Source organism: Vogesella sp. AC12 (assembly GCF_024437575.1).
Classification (GTDB): domain Bacteria; phylum Pseudomonadota; class Gammaproteobacteria; order Burkholderiales; family Chromobacteriaceae; genus Vogesella; species Vogesella indigofera.
This window is the reverse complement of record NZ_JANFNU010000001.1, coordinates 263,976-279,220: the sequence shown is the minus strand read 5'-3', so window position 1 is coordinate 279,220 and position 15,245 is coordinate 263,976. Positions and strand designations below refer to the sequence as shown.

Here is a 15,245-nt window from a genome sequence, read left to right as displayed (position 1 = left end):
CGTTACGGTGCCACAACGCACCGCAGCCGGATATTTATACCTACATTATTTAGCCAACGACATTACCGACCATGCCATTGTCCCGTTTTTGCGCTGCAGCACTTGGCGCCCTCATTCTGAGCTGCGCCGGCAACAGCTTCGCCACCGGTGAAGACGCCCCGCTGCCGGGCGACTTCCAGCCGCCACGCCAAAGCAAAGCCGCCAGCAAGACCGCACCCGCCAGCGGCGGCAGTAATAAAGCAAATGACGTACCAGCGCGCAATATTCAGCCCGCAACAGCGACCACCACCCAAGATAAAACCAGCAGCCCGCGACAACAGCCGCGCCACGAGCAGGCGGAAACGCGCCGCAGCAAGCGCAGCCATAGCCAGCCGGCCGCCCGGAAATCGTCTCGCCAGCTGAAGCAGGCGGCCACGACGCAACGCGCCGGCAAGGCACGCCAGCAGCTGCGCAACGGTAAGCAGAGCGTGCGCGGCAACAAGGCGGCGCGTGTCGGCAAAAAAGCCGCAGTTCGCCAGCGCGCGGTGGGCAAGCGCGCCAAAAACGGCAAAGTGGTCAGCAGCCGCAAGGCTGGCGCCGGCCAGCGCAGCCTCGCCGCCCACAAGCGCCAGAAGGCGGCAGCGAACACCGCCAAGCGCAGCGCCCACGCAAAGACCACGGCCAAGGCCAGCCGTACCGGCAGCAAGCAAACCCTCAAGCAGCGCAAGACACGCAAAGCCGCGCTGAACGCCAGCGGCAAGCGCAGCAGCGTTGCCCAAGCCAAGCGCAAGACCAGCGCCAAGGCCCGCCGCCACCCGCAGCCGCGGCGCCAGGCGCACTAAGAAGCTGTTCACGATCTGCTGCAACTGATCTCACAGGGCGATACAGCGTTGAAAACGGCTTCGGAATGCTTGTTTATCTCTAGTTAAACGCCGCTTCCTCAGCCGTTTTCGCCTTGTCTCGCTCTAGCTCGCGAGATCGTGAATACGTTCTAAGCCGCGCGTCCGGCAACGCCAAATAAACGGCCCGCCAACAGGCGGGCCGTTTTCATGTCAATTTGGCCATTCCAGCTTGCCGCCCCGCCCTGACCGCAGCACGCCGCGCGCTCAACGCACCTGCTGCACGAAGTCGCCGAACGCCGCCACCAGCCGGTCGACATCGGCCGCGGTGGTGTCCGGGCACACCAGGATCATGTTGTGGAATGGCGTGATCAGCAGGCCGCGGTTGAGCAGGAACAGGTGCACGATATGCTCCAGCTCGCTGTCGAGGATCTTGTCGGCCTCGCTGCCGTTGACGGGCGGCGTGGCGGTGAACTGGAACTCGGTGCGCGCGCCGATCTGCGTCACGCACCACGGCAGCTCATGCTGCGCGATGACGCCACGCAGCCCTGCGGCCAACCTTTCCGCCAGCCCGAACATGTACTGGTAGGCGCCGTCGGTCATCACCTCGGCCAGATTGGCGCGCATCGCCGCCATCGCCAGCAGGTTGGCGGTGAGCGTGGTGCCGATGCCGCTGTGCCCCGGTGGCGCATTGCGCTTGGCTTCTTCGGCGCGGCGCGCGGTCTCGGCGCTGAAACCGTACACCGCGCACGGCACACCGCCAGCCACCGGCTTGCCGACCACCAGCAGGTCCGGCTGCAAGCCATGGGCGCGCGTGTAACCGCCGGGGCCGCTGCTGATGGTGTGGGTTTCGTCGATCAGCAGCAAGGTGCCGTAGCGCTGGCACAGCGCCTGCGCCGCCTGCCAGAAGCCCGGCTGCGGCAGCACCATGCCGATATTGGTCATCGCCGGCTCGGCCAGCAGGCAGGCCACCTCGCCATCCTGCAGCGCGGCTTCCAGCGCCGCCAGGTCGTTGAATTCCACGCTGCGGGTGTGTTGGGTGATGTCGTACACCTGGCCCAGCAGGCTGTCGCGGGTTTGCGGCTGGCCGTCCACCAGATCGACAAACACATCATCCACCGTGCCGTGGTAGCAGCCATTAAAGATCAGCACCTTGCTGCGCTGGGTGATCGCCCGCGCCCAGCGGATGGCAAAGCGGTTGGCGTCCGACGCCGACAGCGCAAACTGCCAGTACGGCAGGCCGAAGCGGCGCGCCAGCTCCGCTGCCACCCACACGCCATCCTCGCTGGGCAGCATCGCGGTGTAGCCGCGTTGCGCCTGGCGGGCGATGGCCTCGGCCACCGGCCTGGGGCTGTGGCCGAACATGGCGCCGGTGTCGCCGAGGCAGAAATCCACGTAGTCGTGGCCGTCCACATCGGTGAAGCGCGCGCCCTGCGCCGCCGCCACGTACAGCGAGAACGGCGTCGACCAGTCGTTCATCCAGTGCAGCGGCACGCCAAACAGCAGGTGGCCGGCGGCTTGCGACGACAGCTCGCGCGAACGCGGCATGCGGGCGATAAAAGCATTGCGCTCGGCGACCTGCAGCGCCTGCGCCTTGTCCCAGTTGATGCCATGACGAGTGGCCATGGGGTCTCCTTCGTAGTGTCTTGATTTGGTTTGCGGCCAACGTTGGCCGCAAGCCGTGAATTCATCCGGTGCCGCGCGGAGCCGCGGTTGACGATCTCGCGAGCCAGCGCGAGACAAGGCGAAAACCAAGGGCGGCGACGCTGAGCAGTCGCCAATGCGCCCGCCCATCTCACCTGGCGCCGCCGCGCCGCAAATCGTCAGCAAGCGCTTATACGTGCAGCTGCAGGTGCTCGCGCTCCCAGGCGGTGATGGCACGGTTGAAGGTCTCGAACTCCTTCTCCTTCACCGCGCAGAACGCCTGCACGAACTCCTCGCCCAGGATCGCCGCCAGCTCCGGGCAGTCCTGCATCAGCTCCACCGCGTCTTCCAGGCTGCGCGGTAGCTCGTAGTCCAGGTTGTAGGCGCTGTCGTTCATCGGCGCCGACGGTTCGATCCGGTTCACCATGCCCAGGTAGCCGCAGGCCAGCGTCGCCGCCATCGCCAGATACGGATTCACGTCCACGCCGGGCACGCGGTTTTCCACCCGCCGCGCCACCGCGCCGGACGGCGGAATACGGATGCCGCAGGTGCGGTTGTCGTAGCCCCAGCGCACATTGATCGGTGCGGCGGTGTGGCGGCTCAGGCGGCGGTAGCTGTTCACATACGGCGCGAACATCGGCATCGCCCGCGGCAGGTAGCGCTGCATGCCGCCGATGTGGTGAAAGAACAGCTCACTGGCGCTGCCATCGGCATTCGAGAAGATGTTGTCGCCGCTGTCGCAGTCCACGATGCTCTGGTGGATGTGCATCGCGCTGCCCGGCTCGCCTTCCATCGGCTTGGCCATAAAGGTGGCGAAGATATTGTGACGGTAGGCGGTTTCGCGCACCGCGCGCTTGAACAGGAACACCTGGTCGGCCAGCGCCATCGCGTCGCCATGGCTGAAGTTGATCTCCATCTGGCAGGCGCCGACCTCGTGGATCAGCGTTTCCACCTTCAGCTGCGCCGCCTCGCAGAACGCCGACAGCTCCTGGAAGAAGGGGTCGAAATCGTTGACCGCGTCGATGGAGAACGACTGCCGTCCCACCTCGGAGCGGCCAGCGCGACCGGACGGCGGCCGCAACGGCTCGTGCGGATTGGTGTTCTGGCGGATCAGGTAAAACTCCATCTCCGGCGCCACCACCGGCCGCCAGCCTCGCGCCTCGTACAGTTGCAGCACCTTGCGCAGTACCGCGCGCGGCGAGATGCCGACCGGCGTGCCGTCGAAATCCTCGCAATCGTGGATCACCACCGCCACCGGCTCGATCGCCCACGGCACCAGACGGATGGTGGCGGGATCGGGACGGCACACCATGTCCGGATCGTTGGCGCCGGCAAAGCGCTCGAACTCGGCGAATTCGCCGTTGACGGTGATGGTCAGCACCGCCTTCGACATTTTCATGGTGTCTTCGGCCAGAAACAGCCCCTTGGGCACGATCTTGCCGCGCGCCATGCCGGTCATGTCCGGTATCACGCACTCCACTTCGTGAATGTTGTGCTCGCGTATAAACGCGGCCAGTTGCTCGTTCATCGTCGTTCTCCTGCGGACTGTCTCGATTATTTGTAGCCTGTCGCCCACCGTTTTTGCCCGGTTCGCTCATCGCCGTGACGGCTCGGAACGCCGCAGCAAAACGCAGGTCATGCCGTGCATCGTAGATTTGATCAAATATCCATGTCAACATTTGATCAAATATTTGCAATGACCACAAAAAAGGCCGCCCCCTTGCGGCCAACCTTGCGCCACGACGACGACCACAACATGCGCGACCCGACCACAGGCACACGTCACCAGCCGGCACCGCCACCCCAGCAACCGGCGGTCATCACCACCACGCAGGCCATCGCACCGCCCTGCCCGCGCCCAGCCCACAGCAGGCTTCTGCTATGCTTGCCGCCAATTTGTCCTGACTGCGCACCATGAAAACCAGCACCGCCTCCACCCTGCAAGACGAGACCTACGACACGCTGCGCCACTGGCTGATGCTGGGACGCTGGCTGCCGGGCGAGCGGCTGAAGATCCGCCAGCTGGCCGAGGAACTGGGCGTCAGCCAGATGCCGGTGCGCGCCGCGCTGCAAAGGTTGGCCGCAGAAAAGGCGCTGCTGAACATCCCCAACTGCGGCGTGCAGGTGCCGCAGCTGACGGAGACGCAGTTCGACGACATCCTGGAAAACCGCATCCTGCTGGAAGGCGAAGCCGCCTTCCGCGGCGCACAAAGGTTGGCCGCAGCAGAGCGCAACGAACTGCTGCAGCTGTGCCGCGCCATGGACGACGCAATCGCCGCGGACGACATCAAGGGCTATCTCGACGCCAACGAGCTGTTCCACCTGCAGCTGTACCGCGCCAGCGGCTCGCCGCTGCTGCTGTCGCTGATCGAGACCGTGTGGCTGCACGTCGGCCCGATCTCCAACCAGCTGCATCAGGACCTGGCGGTGTGGAAGACCATGAACGACGCCCACCACGCGCTGCTGGACGCGCTGCAGGCCGGCGACGCCAACGCGGTGCGCCGCGCCATCGAACAGGATTTGCGCACCGCCGGCAGCTACCTGCGCCTCAGCTGCCGCCCCGGCTGATTGCCGCGTTTTGCCGTGGCCGGCGACGCCTGTTGCGCCAAATCAAGCCGGCCGGCCAGCCCTCCTTGTCGTTTGCGCCAACGGGCACTATACCGGGGGTGAGCAGCCACCTCGGCCGCCCTAAGCATCTGATTATCCAAGGAGAGTACGATGAGCCTGCTTCCTTCCCGCAGCACCCTGTTTGACGATCTGTTCCGCGACTTCAGCGGCCACGGCTTCTTCATCAAGCCCCTACACGGCGATGCGCTGCCATCGCAGATCAAGCTCGACGTCAAGGAAACCGACACCGGTTTCACCGTGCTGGCCGAGCTGCCCGGCGTGTCCAAGGACGACATCCACGTCGAGATCGAGGGCGCCCAGCTCACCATCAAGGCCGAAGTGAAACAGTTCGACAAGCAAAGCAAGGACGAGCAGAACCTGCGCAGCGAACGCTACTACGGCATGGTGTCGCGCAGCCTGCAGCTGCCATCCGACCTGGACCGTGACGGCGCCAGCGCCAAGTACGAAAACGGCGTGCTGACGCTGACACTGCCGAAGAAGCACAGCAGCGGCAACGGCAAACGCCTGATCGTGGAATAGCTAGCTGCGACCCACAGCAAGCCCGGCCCCGGCGGCCGGGCTTTTTCATGCTGGTAGCTGGAGAACAACAGCCAAGGTTGGCCGCAGGTGGTTGACATCAGGCGTGAGCAGTGGGTGACCTGGAGATGGGCAGAGCAGCCATACAGGCTGCGCGTGCAATCACGCCCATAGCAGCCTGCCAAGCTGAGAGAGGAGTGTCCGCTACCGACCCGATCCGGACATTTGTCTCATTGAGGTGTCAGCGACAGGAAAGTGATGCGCAGCAGTCATTCAAGACGCGGATCAGGTGACACCTGCTCGGGCAGAGCTGACGTACGAGCGACCGATGAAAATGGCCGCTTTCCTCATGAAAGCGGCCATAAATGTATCTAGTAAACGCGGGGCTATTCACTTATATCTCAATCGTTCTACTAGGCCGTCTAGGCGGTCTGTCTGCTCCTTCACCTCCTTAAGGGTTGAATAACCCTGCTCCACGAGCCCTATCATGCTAATAATCATCCAAGCCACCCACTGGCTAAATTGCGTCACTTCTTGCACGGAGGTATGTTGGTGTGAACCGTGGTGAACGGCCTTAGACCGTAGTTTATAAAGGTGAGCAATCTGTTTCTTGAGTGCACTGTACTCAGATGGCTGTATAAATTGAAAGCCACCGAACACCAATATGCTTGCAAGGCCCGAGGAAACAGCATGTGTGATCTCTTCTTGTTCGAAGGAGAAGAATGCTTCAACGCAACTCCAATACTTAACTAGCTGCATAACCAGCACTGGGTCACGGTGCGCATCCGAATACCAATAGACAGCCCTAGCGATAGCTTCTTCTAGCTGTGTTTTATCTTTTGACTGCAGGATGGAAAACGCCCGATAAATCATCCGGATCATATCGGTTTCGTTTTCGTTTTCAAGAGCCTTATTGACAGGAAACAGCTGACCACCACATAGCGATGAGTAATGTGTTGTAAGACTCAGCTCACGCTCTTGCCATGAAAACCAGACAGATTGCCCAACTGTCCCTTCCGATGACATGACGATGCCCATTCGGAAGCCGCTTGCGCCTAACTCGTACATGGATGCCGCTGTAATGGCTAGCACCCCCACCGTCAAATTTGCCTGTTCCGAAAATTTTTTTCGTGAAACTATAGGCGTACCATTTGCGGAACCTTTTAACCACAAGTAGTTCTTGCTGAACTCGAGAAGTTGAGTAATGTTTGCATGACCATGTTCCACCTCGGCAGAATCAAGAGTATCCGTCGAAAAATGTAAAACTGTCATCTTTCCAAGTGGAAATGAGTCTGCACCGTCTAGTTTCATGCCAAACAAGGGAGCGAGAAACGTGTGAACGTCAACTTCTTGATCAATAAGCTCAGCAATAGCCTGAACAATTTCATCAGCACATACGGGCTCTTGACCCTCTGACAACCATTTCTCAACAACTCTTTTCCATGCCGTCCAGATGTCAGAGAACTCTGCCAAGCCACTGAAGAAATTGGTTCTATCCAGGACATCAACCACTTTACAAAAATGTTCGTAACCGGATTCCGTCAAATAGATGACTCTATCTCCTTGCAAGCGTAGCTTACGGGCGAAATAATTTTTTTCAGGGATGTCTTTTATTGATGTTGGAATGAGCAGAGAATTTTTGCTAAACAGTCTCGTCACTGAATGCAGGAGAGTTCGACTATCTTTTTTCGATAGGGTGGTCATTTGATCATATCCATTTTTACTAACTGAATCGCCACGAATTTTCTAGAAACTTGAAGGTAGCTTTCGGAGGTGAAGTAGACATTTTTATTCAGGTGCTTGTTGTCCGTATTGGCCGAGTTGTGTGCATTGGCTGTCAGGCTGGTTTCAAAGCACAACAGTCATTCAGAGAGCTGCTTCGCAGTAAGGGCAGCCGTCCGCTTCTGGCCGACAGCAGCCATGCTAGCACATAGGCATGGCCAGCTGCTTTGTCCAACCAGCCACCCGAAACACCCCCGCCTTCACCCCACCTCCGTTAAGCGCGCTGTCGTACAGACTCTGCCCCGCGATGGGCGCACGGTTGCCACAGCGGATGGGGCTGCGCATACGAAACCCGTCCTGCGATAGCAACGTATGATCTGGAGATGGTAATGAACTATGAAGAGCGCGATACCTACGGCATTTACAAGAACAAAGTGAGCGGCGAACTCAATAATCCGCAAGGCCCCGGCCCGCAGCTGATGGGCGCCGACACCCTGTCCGGCAACGACGTATTCAACAAGAACGGCGATGACCTTGGCGACATCAAGGAAATCATGCTCGACATGCGCAGCGGCCGCGTCTGCTACGCGGTGCTGGCCTTTGGCGGCTTTCTGGGTATGGGCGAGAAGCTGTTCGCCGTGCCATGGAGTGCGCTGACCCTCGACACGGAGAACAAGCGCTTCGTGCTGGACGTCGCCAAGGATCGTCTGGACAAGGCCCCCGGCTTTGACAAGGACAACTGGCCGGACATGGCGGACGCCGCCTGGGCCAAGAAAATCGACGCCTACTACGGCACCTCGGCCGCCCTCAGCGAGCCTTACGTTTGATTCACCCCACCGCCGGCTGCGTCATGGCCTCTCCCGCCGGCACCGGCAAGCAACAAGGTTGGCCGCAAGCAGGTTCCCGCTTGCGGCCAACTTTTTCACGCTTGATGCGGCTACACCGGCAGGCGGCTGCCGGCCTTCACCTCGCGCAGTGCCAAGCTGGAGTGGATAGACGCCACCCCCGGCATCTGCCGCAGCACGTTCTCGACAAAATCGCTGTAGGCGTCCAGCGACGTGGCCACCACCTGCAGCAGGTAGTCGGCGTCGCCGGTGATTTTGTGACAGGACAGCACCTGCGGCTGCACACACATCGCCGCCTCGAACGCGTTCGGCTCGTTGCCGCCGTGCGCGCTGAAGCGGATCTGCACGAAAGCCAACACGTCCAGCCCCAGCTTGCGTCGGTCGAGATTGGCCTGGTAGTCCTTGATATAGCCGTCGTCTTCCAGCCGTTTCAGCCGCCGCCAGCACGGTGTCACGCTCAGCGACAGCTGCTCTGCCAGCTTGGGGTTGGACAGCGTGCCGTCCTGCTGCAACAGGCGCAGAATAGTCTGGTCTGCGGCATCAAGTTCATTTTTTGGTTTGTTCGCACTCATTTTTGCCACCGAGATAGTCTGTTCTTATCGCAGGATAGCGAATGGCAGGCGCTTAAAGCAAAGTAAATCCCGAACCGCCGCCACATACTGATTGCCGTCACCTTCCTCTGTACGGCACCACGTCATGCTTACCATCTACAGCAATGCCCATCGTCTGCACCACGCCACCGAACTCAAGGACGGCGTCCTGAAGCCCTGTTTCGAGATGCCGAGCCGCGCCGACACCATTCTGGCGCGGGTGCAGGCCGTTGGCCTCGGAGAGGTCATCGCGCCGCGTGAATTCGGCAGCGCCAGTTATGCCCGCGTGCACAGCGAGCGCTATGTGCGTTTTCTGGAGCAGGCCTGGAGCGAATGGCAGGCGCTGGGTCGTCAGCACGACGCGCTGCCGCTGATCTGGCCGGTGCGCGATCTGCGCAGCGATATCGAGCCGCAGCATATCGACGGCAAGCTGGGCTTTTACGCGATGGATGCCGGCGTGGCGATTACCGCCGGCACCTGGCAGGCGGTCAAGACCAGCGCCGACCTGGCGCTGACCGGCATGGCGGCGCTGGCGCAGGGCGAATACAGCGCCTTTGCGCTGTGCCGCCCGCCCGGCCACCACGCCGCCGCCGAGTACATGGGCGGCTACTGCTATCTCAACAATGCCGCCATCGCCGCGCAGGCCTGCCTCGACGGCGGCGCCCGTCGCGTGGCGGTGCTGGATGTCGACTACCACCACGGCAACGGCACGCAGAGCATTTTTTACAACCGCGCCGACGTGATGTTCACCTCGCTGCACGGCGACCCGCGCCACTCCTACCCCTACTTCCTCGGCCATCGGGACGAAACCGGCGCCGGCGCCGGGCTGGGCTTCAATCACAACTACCCGCTGCCGCACGGCACCGGCTGGGACGGCTACGGCGCGGCACTTGCCCACGCCTGCGACGCCATCGCCGCCTACGCCCCGGACGCGGTGGTGATCTCGCTGGGGGTAGACACCTTCAAGGACGACCCGATCAGCCACTTCCGGCTGGAAAGCGAAGACTTCCTCAAGATCGGCCAGACCATCGCCGGCATCGGCCGCCCGACCCTGTTCGTGATGGAAGGCGGTTACATGGTCGACGACATCGGCGTCAACGCGGTGAATGTGCTGCGCGGCTTCGAGGGCCAGCGCTGATACGGCCAGCAAGGGCGACAGCCGAGCCTGACAGCCGGCTGGCCGCCGCTCGGCCCCACGTTTTGCAATAAAGCGTTCCACCCAGCACCCGGTGCAGGAAAAAACACTACGCATAGACGCAGCCTGCCCCCGGCATCACGGCAACCCCGATCTACATTCAGGAAAACACATGAGAAACTTTGCGAAACTGAGTCTGTTTGCCGCTGCGGCACTGTCCCTCACCGCCTGCGGCAAGCAGGAGACGGCCGTCAGCGCGCCGGACAATGCCGCCGCTGCCGGCATCGAGACCATCAAGATCGGCCAGGTGTCGCCGCTGACCGGCCCGATCTCGCACCTGGGCAAGGATGTCGAATTCGGCGCCAAGCTGGCGATTGAAGACCTCAATGCCGAAGGCGTGGAGATCGGCGGCAAGAAGGTGCGCTTCGAGCTGGTATCCGAGGACGATCAGGGCGACCCCAAGATCGGCACCCAGGTGGCGCAGCGCCTGATCGACGCCGGCGTGGTCGGGGTGGTCGGGCACCTGAATTCCGGCACCACCATCCCGGCCTCGCGCATCTATGCCGATGCCGGCATCCCGCAGATCTCGCCCTCCGCCACCAACCCCGATTACACCCGGCAAGGCTACAAGACCACCTTCCGCATGATCGCCAATGATGTGCAGCAAGGCACGGCGCTGGGGCAGTTCGCCATCGACACGCTGAAGGCAAAAACGGTGGCGGTGGTCGACGACCGCACCGCCTATGGCCAGGGTCTGGCCGACGAATTCGCCAAGGCCGTCACCGCCAAAGGCGGCACGGTGGTGAAGCGGGAGTTCACCACCAACACCGCCACCGACTTCAACGCCATCCTGACCGCGATCAAGGGCGCCCAGCCGGATGTGGTGTTCTACGGCGGCATGGACGCCCAGGCCGGCCCGATGGCGAAACAGATGAAGCGGCTGGGGATCAAGGCCAAGCTGATGGGCGGCGACAGCATGCAGACCCCGGAATTCATCAAACTGGCGGGCGACGCCGCCGAAAGCCTGTATGCCTCCGCCTGCGGCCTGCCGCGCGACAAGATGCCGGGCTTTGCCGCCTTCAACACCAAGTTCCAGAGCAAGTTCAACACCGAGATCCAGGTGTTCTCGCCGTATGAATACGACGCCGTGCGCGTGCTGGTCGACGCGATGCAGCGCGCCGGCTCCAGCGACCCGAAGCAGTACCTGGCCGAAGTCGGCAAAACCAACTACACCGGTGTCACCGGCAAGGTGTCGTTTGACGCCAAAGGTGACATCAACAACGGTGCGGTCACGGTTTACCAGGTCAAGAACGGCAAGTGGCAGGTGGTATCCACCGTGGGCGGCGCCTGAGCTGACACCAGGAGTCGGCAGGCAACAAGCCGTGCAACCAGATTGATTTCCTCTGAAAGAAGTACTTTAGCCAGCCTCGCGCTGGCTTTTTTTTTGCGCGCGCGAGGCTGGCTGCGGCCAAGGTTGGCCGCAAAAAAACCGCCAGCTTGTCAGGCTGGCGGTTTTGTTTTGACGGCGTGACCTCGCCTACTGGCAACCATCCGGCGTGCACAGCGGCGCGTCGGCCTCTGCCGTACCGACAGCCCCGGCCAGCAAGTCTTGCAGATAGCCGGCAAACGCCTGCGGCTTGCCCAAGTACGGCGACAGCTCCAGTCGCTGCAGCTGGCCGTTCAATTCCAGCAACAGCGACGGGAAGCCGCGCAGGCCGTGTGTGGCCATGTCGCGGTGGCTGCGGCCAACGTGGGTGGCAAATTCGCCCTGCTGGCGCTGGTATTCGGCGGCGAAGGCGGCGCCATCCAGCCCCAGTTCCACCGCCAGTTGCTGCAGCACCGGTAGATCGGCGATGCGCTGCCCGTCCACATAATGCGCCTGCTGCAGGCGGTGCAGCATGGTCAGCCCGTCCACGCCCAGCGCCTGGGCGGCGAGGATGGCCAGCGTCGGCGGCGTGCTGTCGAACACCGCGCCGCTATCCAGCAGCAGGCCGTTGAAGTAGGCATCGCCAAACGGCTGGCCGGTCAGCTGCTGGATGCGCTGATCGTGACCCATCACGTACTGGCGCAATTGCGACGTGACCGGCTGGCGATTGGGGCCACTCATCATCGCCCCGGCGTGCAGCGCGATGGCGAGGCCGGCAACGTTGGCCGCGGCGGCCAGCAATGGCGCGGCGCCGTAGCACCAGCCGCACAGCGGGTCGTAGTAGTAATGCAGGGTGGCGTTTACCATTTCATTTCACCTTTGTTCACCTTGGCGCCGATGTCCAGCGCCAGCCCCATGCCGGCCTGCGGGTAGGCGCGTTGCATGGCGGCAATCAGTTCGGCGGCATTGCCCGCCTTGCCCGCCTCGCGGTCAAAACGCTGCAGGTAGTGGCGAGTGTAGTCGATGGCCGTGCTATCCAGCTTGCTGCCGGCGGCCATGTGGCCCGGTACCACGACGGCGGGCTTCAGCGCGGCCATCTCGTCCAGCTGCGCCAGCCAGGCCTGACGCTCGGCCGGCTGCTGGGTGTCGGCGGTCCACACGTGCAGGCCGCTGAACAGCGCCACGTTGCCGGCGATGGCGCGCAGCGACGGAATCCACACATACGGGCGGTGCGCCAGCACGCCACGGGTGCCACGCAATTCGATCTTTTCACCGTCCACGCTCAGGGTGTCTGTTTTCAAGGCGGCGGGCACGATGGGCTGCTGCGGTGCATTGGCGCCCATCTTCGGCCCCCAGAACGCCAGCTTGCCGGCCAGCTTGGCCTGGATCTTGCCGGCCACCGCCGGGGTGGCCACCACTTGCGCCTGCGGGAACAGCTGCTTCAGCACCTCGGCGCCGAAGTAGTAGTCCGGGTCGGCGTTGCTGATCAGGATGGTCTTCAGCGTCTTGCCGCTGTCCAGCACGTTGGCCGCAATGCGGTAGCCGTCGGCGCGGGTGAAGCCGCTGTCGATCACCATCGCCTCGTGCTCGCCGCTGACCACCACGGCATTGGCGTGAAAACTGCCTTCGCCGGCGTTGTACACCTTCAGTTGCAGCGGCTGGGCGGCGTGGGCGGCGGTGGCGCTCAAGGCAAGGGAGGCGGCAATCAGGGTGGTGCGAAACATGGGGTGTCCTTTCATGGCGGCCAGTGCCGCGGGTTGATGGACGTCACTATAGTTTCTCTATCCGCGCAGATAAACGCGATAATATGCGCATATTTGTTGCATAAATCGAGCAGACAACATGGACAGAGTCACCGCGATGCGGGTATTCGCCGACGTCGCCGCCAGCGGCAGCTTCAGTGCCAGTGCCGAGCGGCTGGAGATGTCACGCGCGATGGTCACCCGCTACGTGGCCGAGATGGAGCAATGGCTGGGCGCGCGGCTGCTGCAACGCACTACCCGCCGAGTCACGCTGACCGATGCCGGCGAGCAGGCCTTGCGCCGCTGCCAGCAGATGCTGGCACTGGTGGCAGAGGTGGAAGACGAAGTGGAGCCGGCAGACGGTACCTTGCGCGGCCAGCTGCGCCTCACCAGCAGCATGTCGTTCGGCCATGCGCACCTGGCGGCTGGACTGGCCGCCTTTCTGGCACAGCATCCGCAATTAAAGATCGACCTGAACGTCGGCGATGCCACCTTGAACCTGGTGGAAGCGCGCATCGATCTGGCGATCCGCATCAGCAGCGAGCCGGACCCGGCACTGATCTCCCGCCCGCTGGCGATATGCGACTCGGTGCTGGTCGCCAGCCCGGCCTATCTGGCGGCCGCCGGCACGCCGCGAACCCCGGCCGAGCTGGCCGGTCACCGCTGCCTTGGCCACAGCAACGTTGGCCGCAGCAGCTGGCGCTTCCTGCGTGGTGAAACAGAGGAAACGGTGAATGTCACCACCCGCTTCACCGCCAACGACGCCACCGTGCTGCTGCACGCGGCGCTGGCCGACGGCGGCATCAGCCTGCAGCCAACCTATCTCGCCAACCCCTGGCTGCAGCGCGGCGAGCTGCTGGCGGTGCTGCCGGCGTGGCAGCCACCGCCGATGACCATCTACGCGCTGTACCCGTCGCGTCGCCACCTGTCGCCGGCGGTACGTGCGCTGCTGGATTTTCTGGTGGCACGCTTCGCCACGCTGCGCTGGTAGCCGCGCGCGGCCGGCGTCGCCGCGCTGGCCAGCTTGCCGCGCACTGCACCAAAGGGCACCGCGCGCGGTCATGCATGATCCAAGCACGCACCGCGCCTAGTTGCCGGCCGCATCGGCGGCGTAGGCGATGCCGTTCGGCCCCGCCTGCACCGCGTGGCTGGCGATCACCTGCTGCTGCGCGACATCGATCACCGAGAAGCTGGCGGCACCCATATTACTGACGAACACATGGCGGCCGTCAGCGCTGACCACCACGCCATGCGCGCCGGCGGCGGTGCGCAGCGTGGCCGTCACCTGCCCGCGTCCGGTATCGATCACCGACACCCGCTCGTCCGGCTGCGCCGCACTGCCCTGATTGGCGACGTACAGCAACTTGCCGTCCGGGGTGGCAAACAGCTGCACCGGCGTATTGCCGACCGCGATCTTGTCCAGCAGCTGCCGCCGCGTCACGTCGATCACGGCGACCTTGTTCTCGCCGCTGAGCGACACATAGCTGTGACGACCGTCGGGCAGGAAGGCCACCTGCACCGGCGCGCGGCCGACCGCGATCTGCGCCACCTCGCGCAGGCTGGCGACATCGATCACCGACACGCTGTTGCCCTTCATGTTGGCGACGTAGATCTGCTGCCCGTCCGGGCTGAGGCGCAGGCCGTGCGGATAGGCGCCGGTTGCGATGCGCGCCCGCAGGGTGCGGCTGGCAAGATCGAATACCTGCAGCACGTTGTTGGCGGCATCGCTGACAAAGGCCAGCTGGCCGCTGCGGTCGGTAATCACGTGCGCCGGATGGCCGGCCACCGCCAGGCTGAACGCCGGGGCGGCGGTGTCGGCCACATCGAACACCAGCAGGCGGCCGTCGTCGGCGCCGTTGCCATGGTGGCCGGCGTGCACGCTGACGCCCACCACCAGCAGCCGCTTGCCGTCCGGCGTCAGTTGCAGGTTGTGTGGCGCGATGTCGAGTTTGACGTGGCTGGCGGCGCCATCCGCCAGCCGTACCCGGCTGATCGACGCCGCCTGTTCGTTGGCGGTAAACACCGTGCCGCCTGGCGCGGCCAGCGCGCTGCCGCCGACCGTGAGCCACGCCGCCAGCAGGCCGTACTTCAAAATGCGATGCATGATGCACTCCCCTAGAATTGCCGCCGCGCGGCGAGCAGATTAGCCCCGCGCGGCACGGCCATCACCGGACAAAGGTGCCGGCGCCGGATACTGTCAGGCAGGCTATGCCGCGGACAGGCTATGCCGCGGACAGGC

General features: G+C 63.3%; 14 protein-coding genes. 7 read left to right on the top strand and 7 right to left on the bottom strand.

The window, feature by feature from the left end:
* Window positions 1-71: 71 nt before the first annotated feature.
* Entirely contained in the window at window positions 72-821 is a 750-nt protein-coding gene (locus NOM55_RS01455; protein WP_255907179.1) for a hypothetical protein, read from the top strand.
* A gap of 264 nt (window positions 822-1,085) precedes the next feature.
* Here the strand turns inward: NOM55_RS01455 and NOM55_RS01450 are convergent, their stop codons facing one another.
* Both NOM55_RS01450 and NOM55_RS01445 read right to left on the bottom strand, forming a co-directional pair.
* A complete protein-coding gene (locus tag NOM55_RS01450; RefSeq protein WP_255907178.1) occupies window positions 1,086-2,444 on the bottom strand; it encodes an aspartate aminotransferase family protein in 1,359 nt (452 codons plus the stop codon).
* Between the two features lie 208 nt (window positions 2,445-2,652).
* Entirely contained in the window at window positions 2,653-3,990 is a 1,338-nt protein-coding gene (locus NOM55_RS01445) for a glutamine synthetase family protein (RefSeq protein WP_047966327.1), read from the bottom strand.
* Window positions 3,991-4,376: 386 nt separating this feature from the next.
* On the opposite strand from NOM55_RS01445, the gene NOM55_RS01440 reads away from it, so the two are divergent.
* Both NOM55_RS01440 and NOM55_RS01435 read left to right on the top strand, forming a co-directional pair.
* Window positions 4,377-5,030 carry a GntR family transcriptional regulator gene (locus NOM55_RS01440; RefSeq protein WP_255907176.1) on the top strand — a complete coding sequence of 218 codons (654 nt, stop codon included), beginning with the start codon at window positions 4,377-4,379 and terminating at the stop codon, window positions 5,028-5,030.
* Window positions 5,031-5,180: 150 nt separating this feature from the next.
* Window positions 5,181-5,609, top strand: a complete 429-nt coding sequence (locus tag NOM55_RS01435; protein ID WP_047966329.1) for an Hsp20/alpha crystallin family protein — start codon at window positions 5,181-5,183, stop codon at window positions 5,607-5,609.
* A 387-nt stretch (window positions 5,610-5,996) separates the two neighbouring features.
* Here the strand turns inward: NOM55_RS01435 and NOM55_RS01430 are convergent, their stop codons facing one another.
* A complete protein-coding gene (locus NOM55_RS01430; RefSeq protein WP_255907173.1) occupies window positions 5,997-7,310 on the bottom strand; it encodes a HEPN domain-containing protein in 1,314 nt (437 codons plus the stop codon).
* A 407-nt stretch (window positions 7,311-7,717) separates the two neighbouring features.
* On the opposite strand from NOM55_RS01430, the gene NOM55_RS01425 reads away from it, so the two are divergent.
* The gene (locus NOM55_RS01425; RefSeq protein WP_255907172.1) at window positions 7,718-8,155 is read left to right on the top strand and encodes a PRC-barrel domain-containing protein; all 438 of its coding nucleotides are present in this window, start codon (window positions 7,718-7,720) and stop codon (window positions 8,153-8,155) included.
* A 110-nt stretch (window positions 8,156-8,265) separates the two neighbouring features.
* Here NOM55_RS01425 and NOM55_RS01420 read toward each other — a convergent pair whose 3' ends face one another.
* Entirely contained in the window at window positions 8,266-8,745 is a 480-nt protein-coding gene (locus tag NOM55_RS01420; protein ID WP_255907170.1) for an Lrp/AsnC family transcriptional regulator, read from the bottom strand.
* Between the two features lie 124 nt (window positions 8,746-8,869).
* Between NOM55_RS01420 and NOM55_RS01415 the strand changes: the two genes are divergently transcribed.
* Both NOM55_RS01415 and NOM55_RS01410 read left to right on the top strand, forming a co-directional pair.
* Window positions 8,870-9,901, top strand: coding sequence for a histone deacetylase family protein (locus NOM55_RS01415; protein ID WP_255907169.1), 1,032 nt, complete (start codon window positions 8,870-8,872; stop codon window positions 9,899-9,901).
* A 169-nt stretch (window positions 9,902-10,070) separates the two neighbouring features.
* Window positions 10,071-11,249: a branched-chain amino acid ABC transporter substrate-binding protein gene (locus NOM55_RS01410; protein WP_255907167.1), complete on the top strand. Its 1,179-nt coding sequence runs from the start codon at window positions 10,071-10,073 to the stop codon at window positions 11,247-11,249.
* A gap of 186 nt (window positions 11,250-11,435) precedes the next feature.
* Here the strand turns inward: NOM55_RS01410 and NOM55_RS01405 are convergent, their stop codons facing one another.
* Together NOM55_RS01405 and NOM55_RS01400 are read right to left on the bottom strand one after the other, a co-directional pair.
* Entirely contained in the window at window positions 11,436-12,131 is a 696-nt protein-coding gene (locus NOM55_RS01405) for a DsbA family protein (RefSeq protein ID WP_255907166.1), read from the bottom strand.
* Window positions 12,125-12,988 carry an MBL fold metallo-hydrolase gene (locus tag NOM55_RS01400; protein WP_255907165.1) on the bottom strand — a complete coding sequence of 288 codons (864 nt, stop codon included), beginning with the start codon at window positions 12,986-12,988 and terminating at the stop codon, window positions 12,125-12,127. The genes NOM55_RS01405 and NOM55_RS01400 overlap by 7 nt, the downstream gene beginning before the upstream one ends.
* 118 nt (window positions 12,989-13,106) lie before the next feature.
* On the opposite strand from NOM55_RS01400, the gene NOM55_RS01395 reads away from it, so the two are divergent.
* Complete coding sequence (locus NOM55_RS01395) at window positions 13,107-13,997, top strand: LysR family transcriptional regulator (RefSeq protein WP_255907164.1); 891 nt, start codon at window positions 13,107-13,109, stop codon at window positions 13,995-13,997.
* 96 nt (window positions 13,998-14,093) lie between these two features.
* Here NOM55_RS01395 and NOM55_RS01390 read toward each other — a convergent pair whose 3' ends face one another.
* Window positions 14,094-15,110, bottom strand: coding sequence for a YncE family protein (locus tag NOM55_RS01390; RefSeq protein WP_255907163.1), 1,017 nt, complete (start codon window positions 15,108-15,110; stop codon window positions 14,094-14,096).
* Window positions 15,111-15,245: the final 135 nt, after the last annotated feature.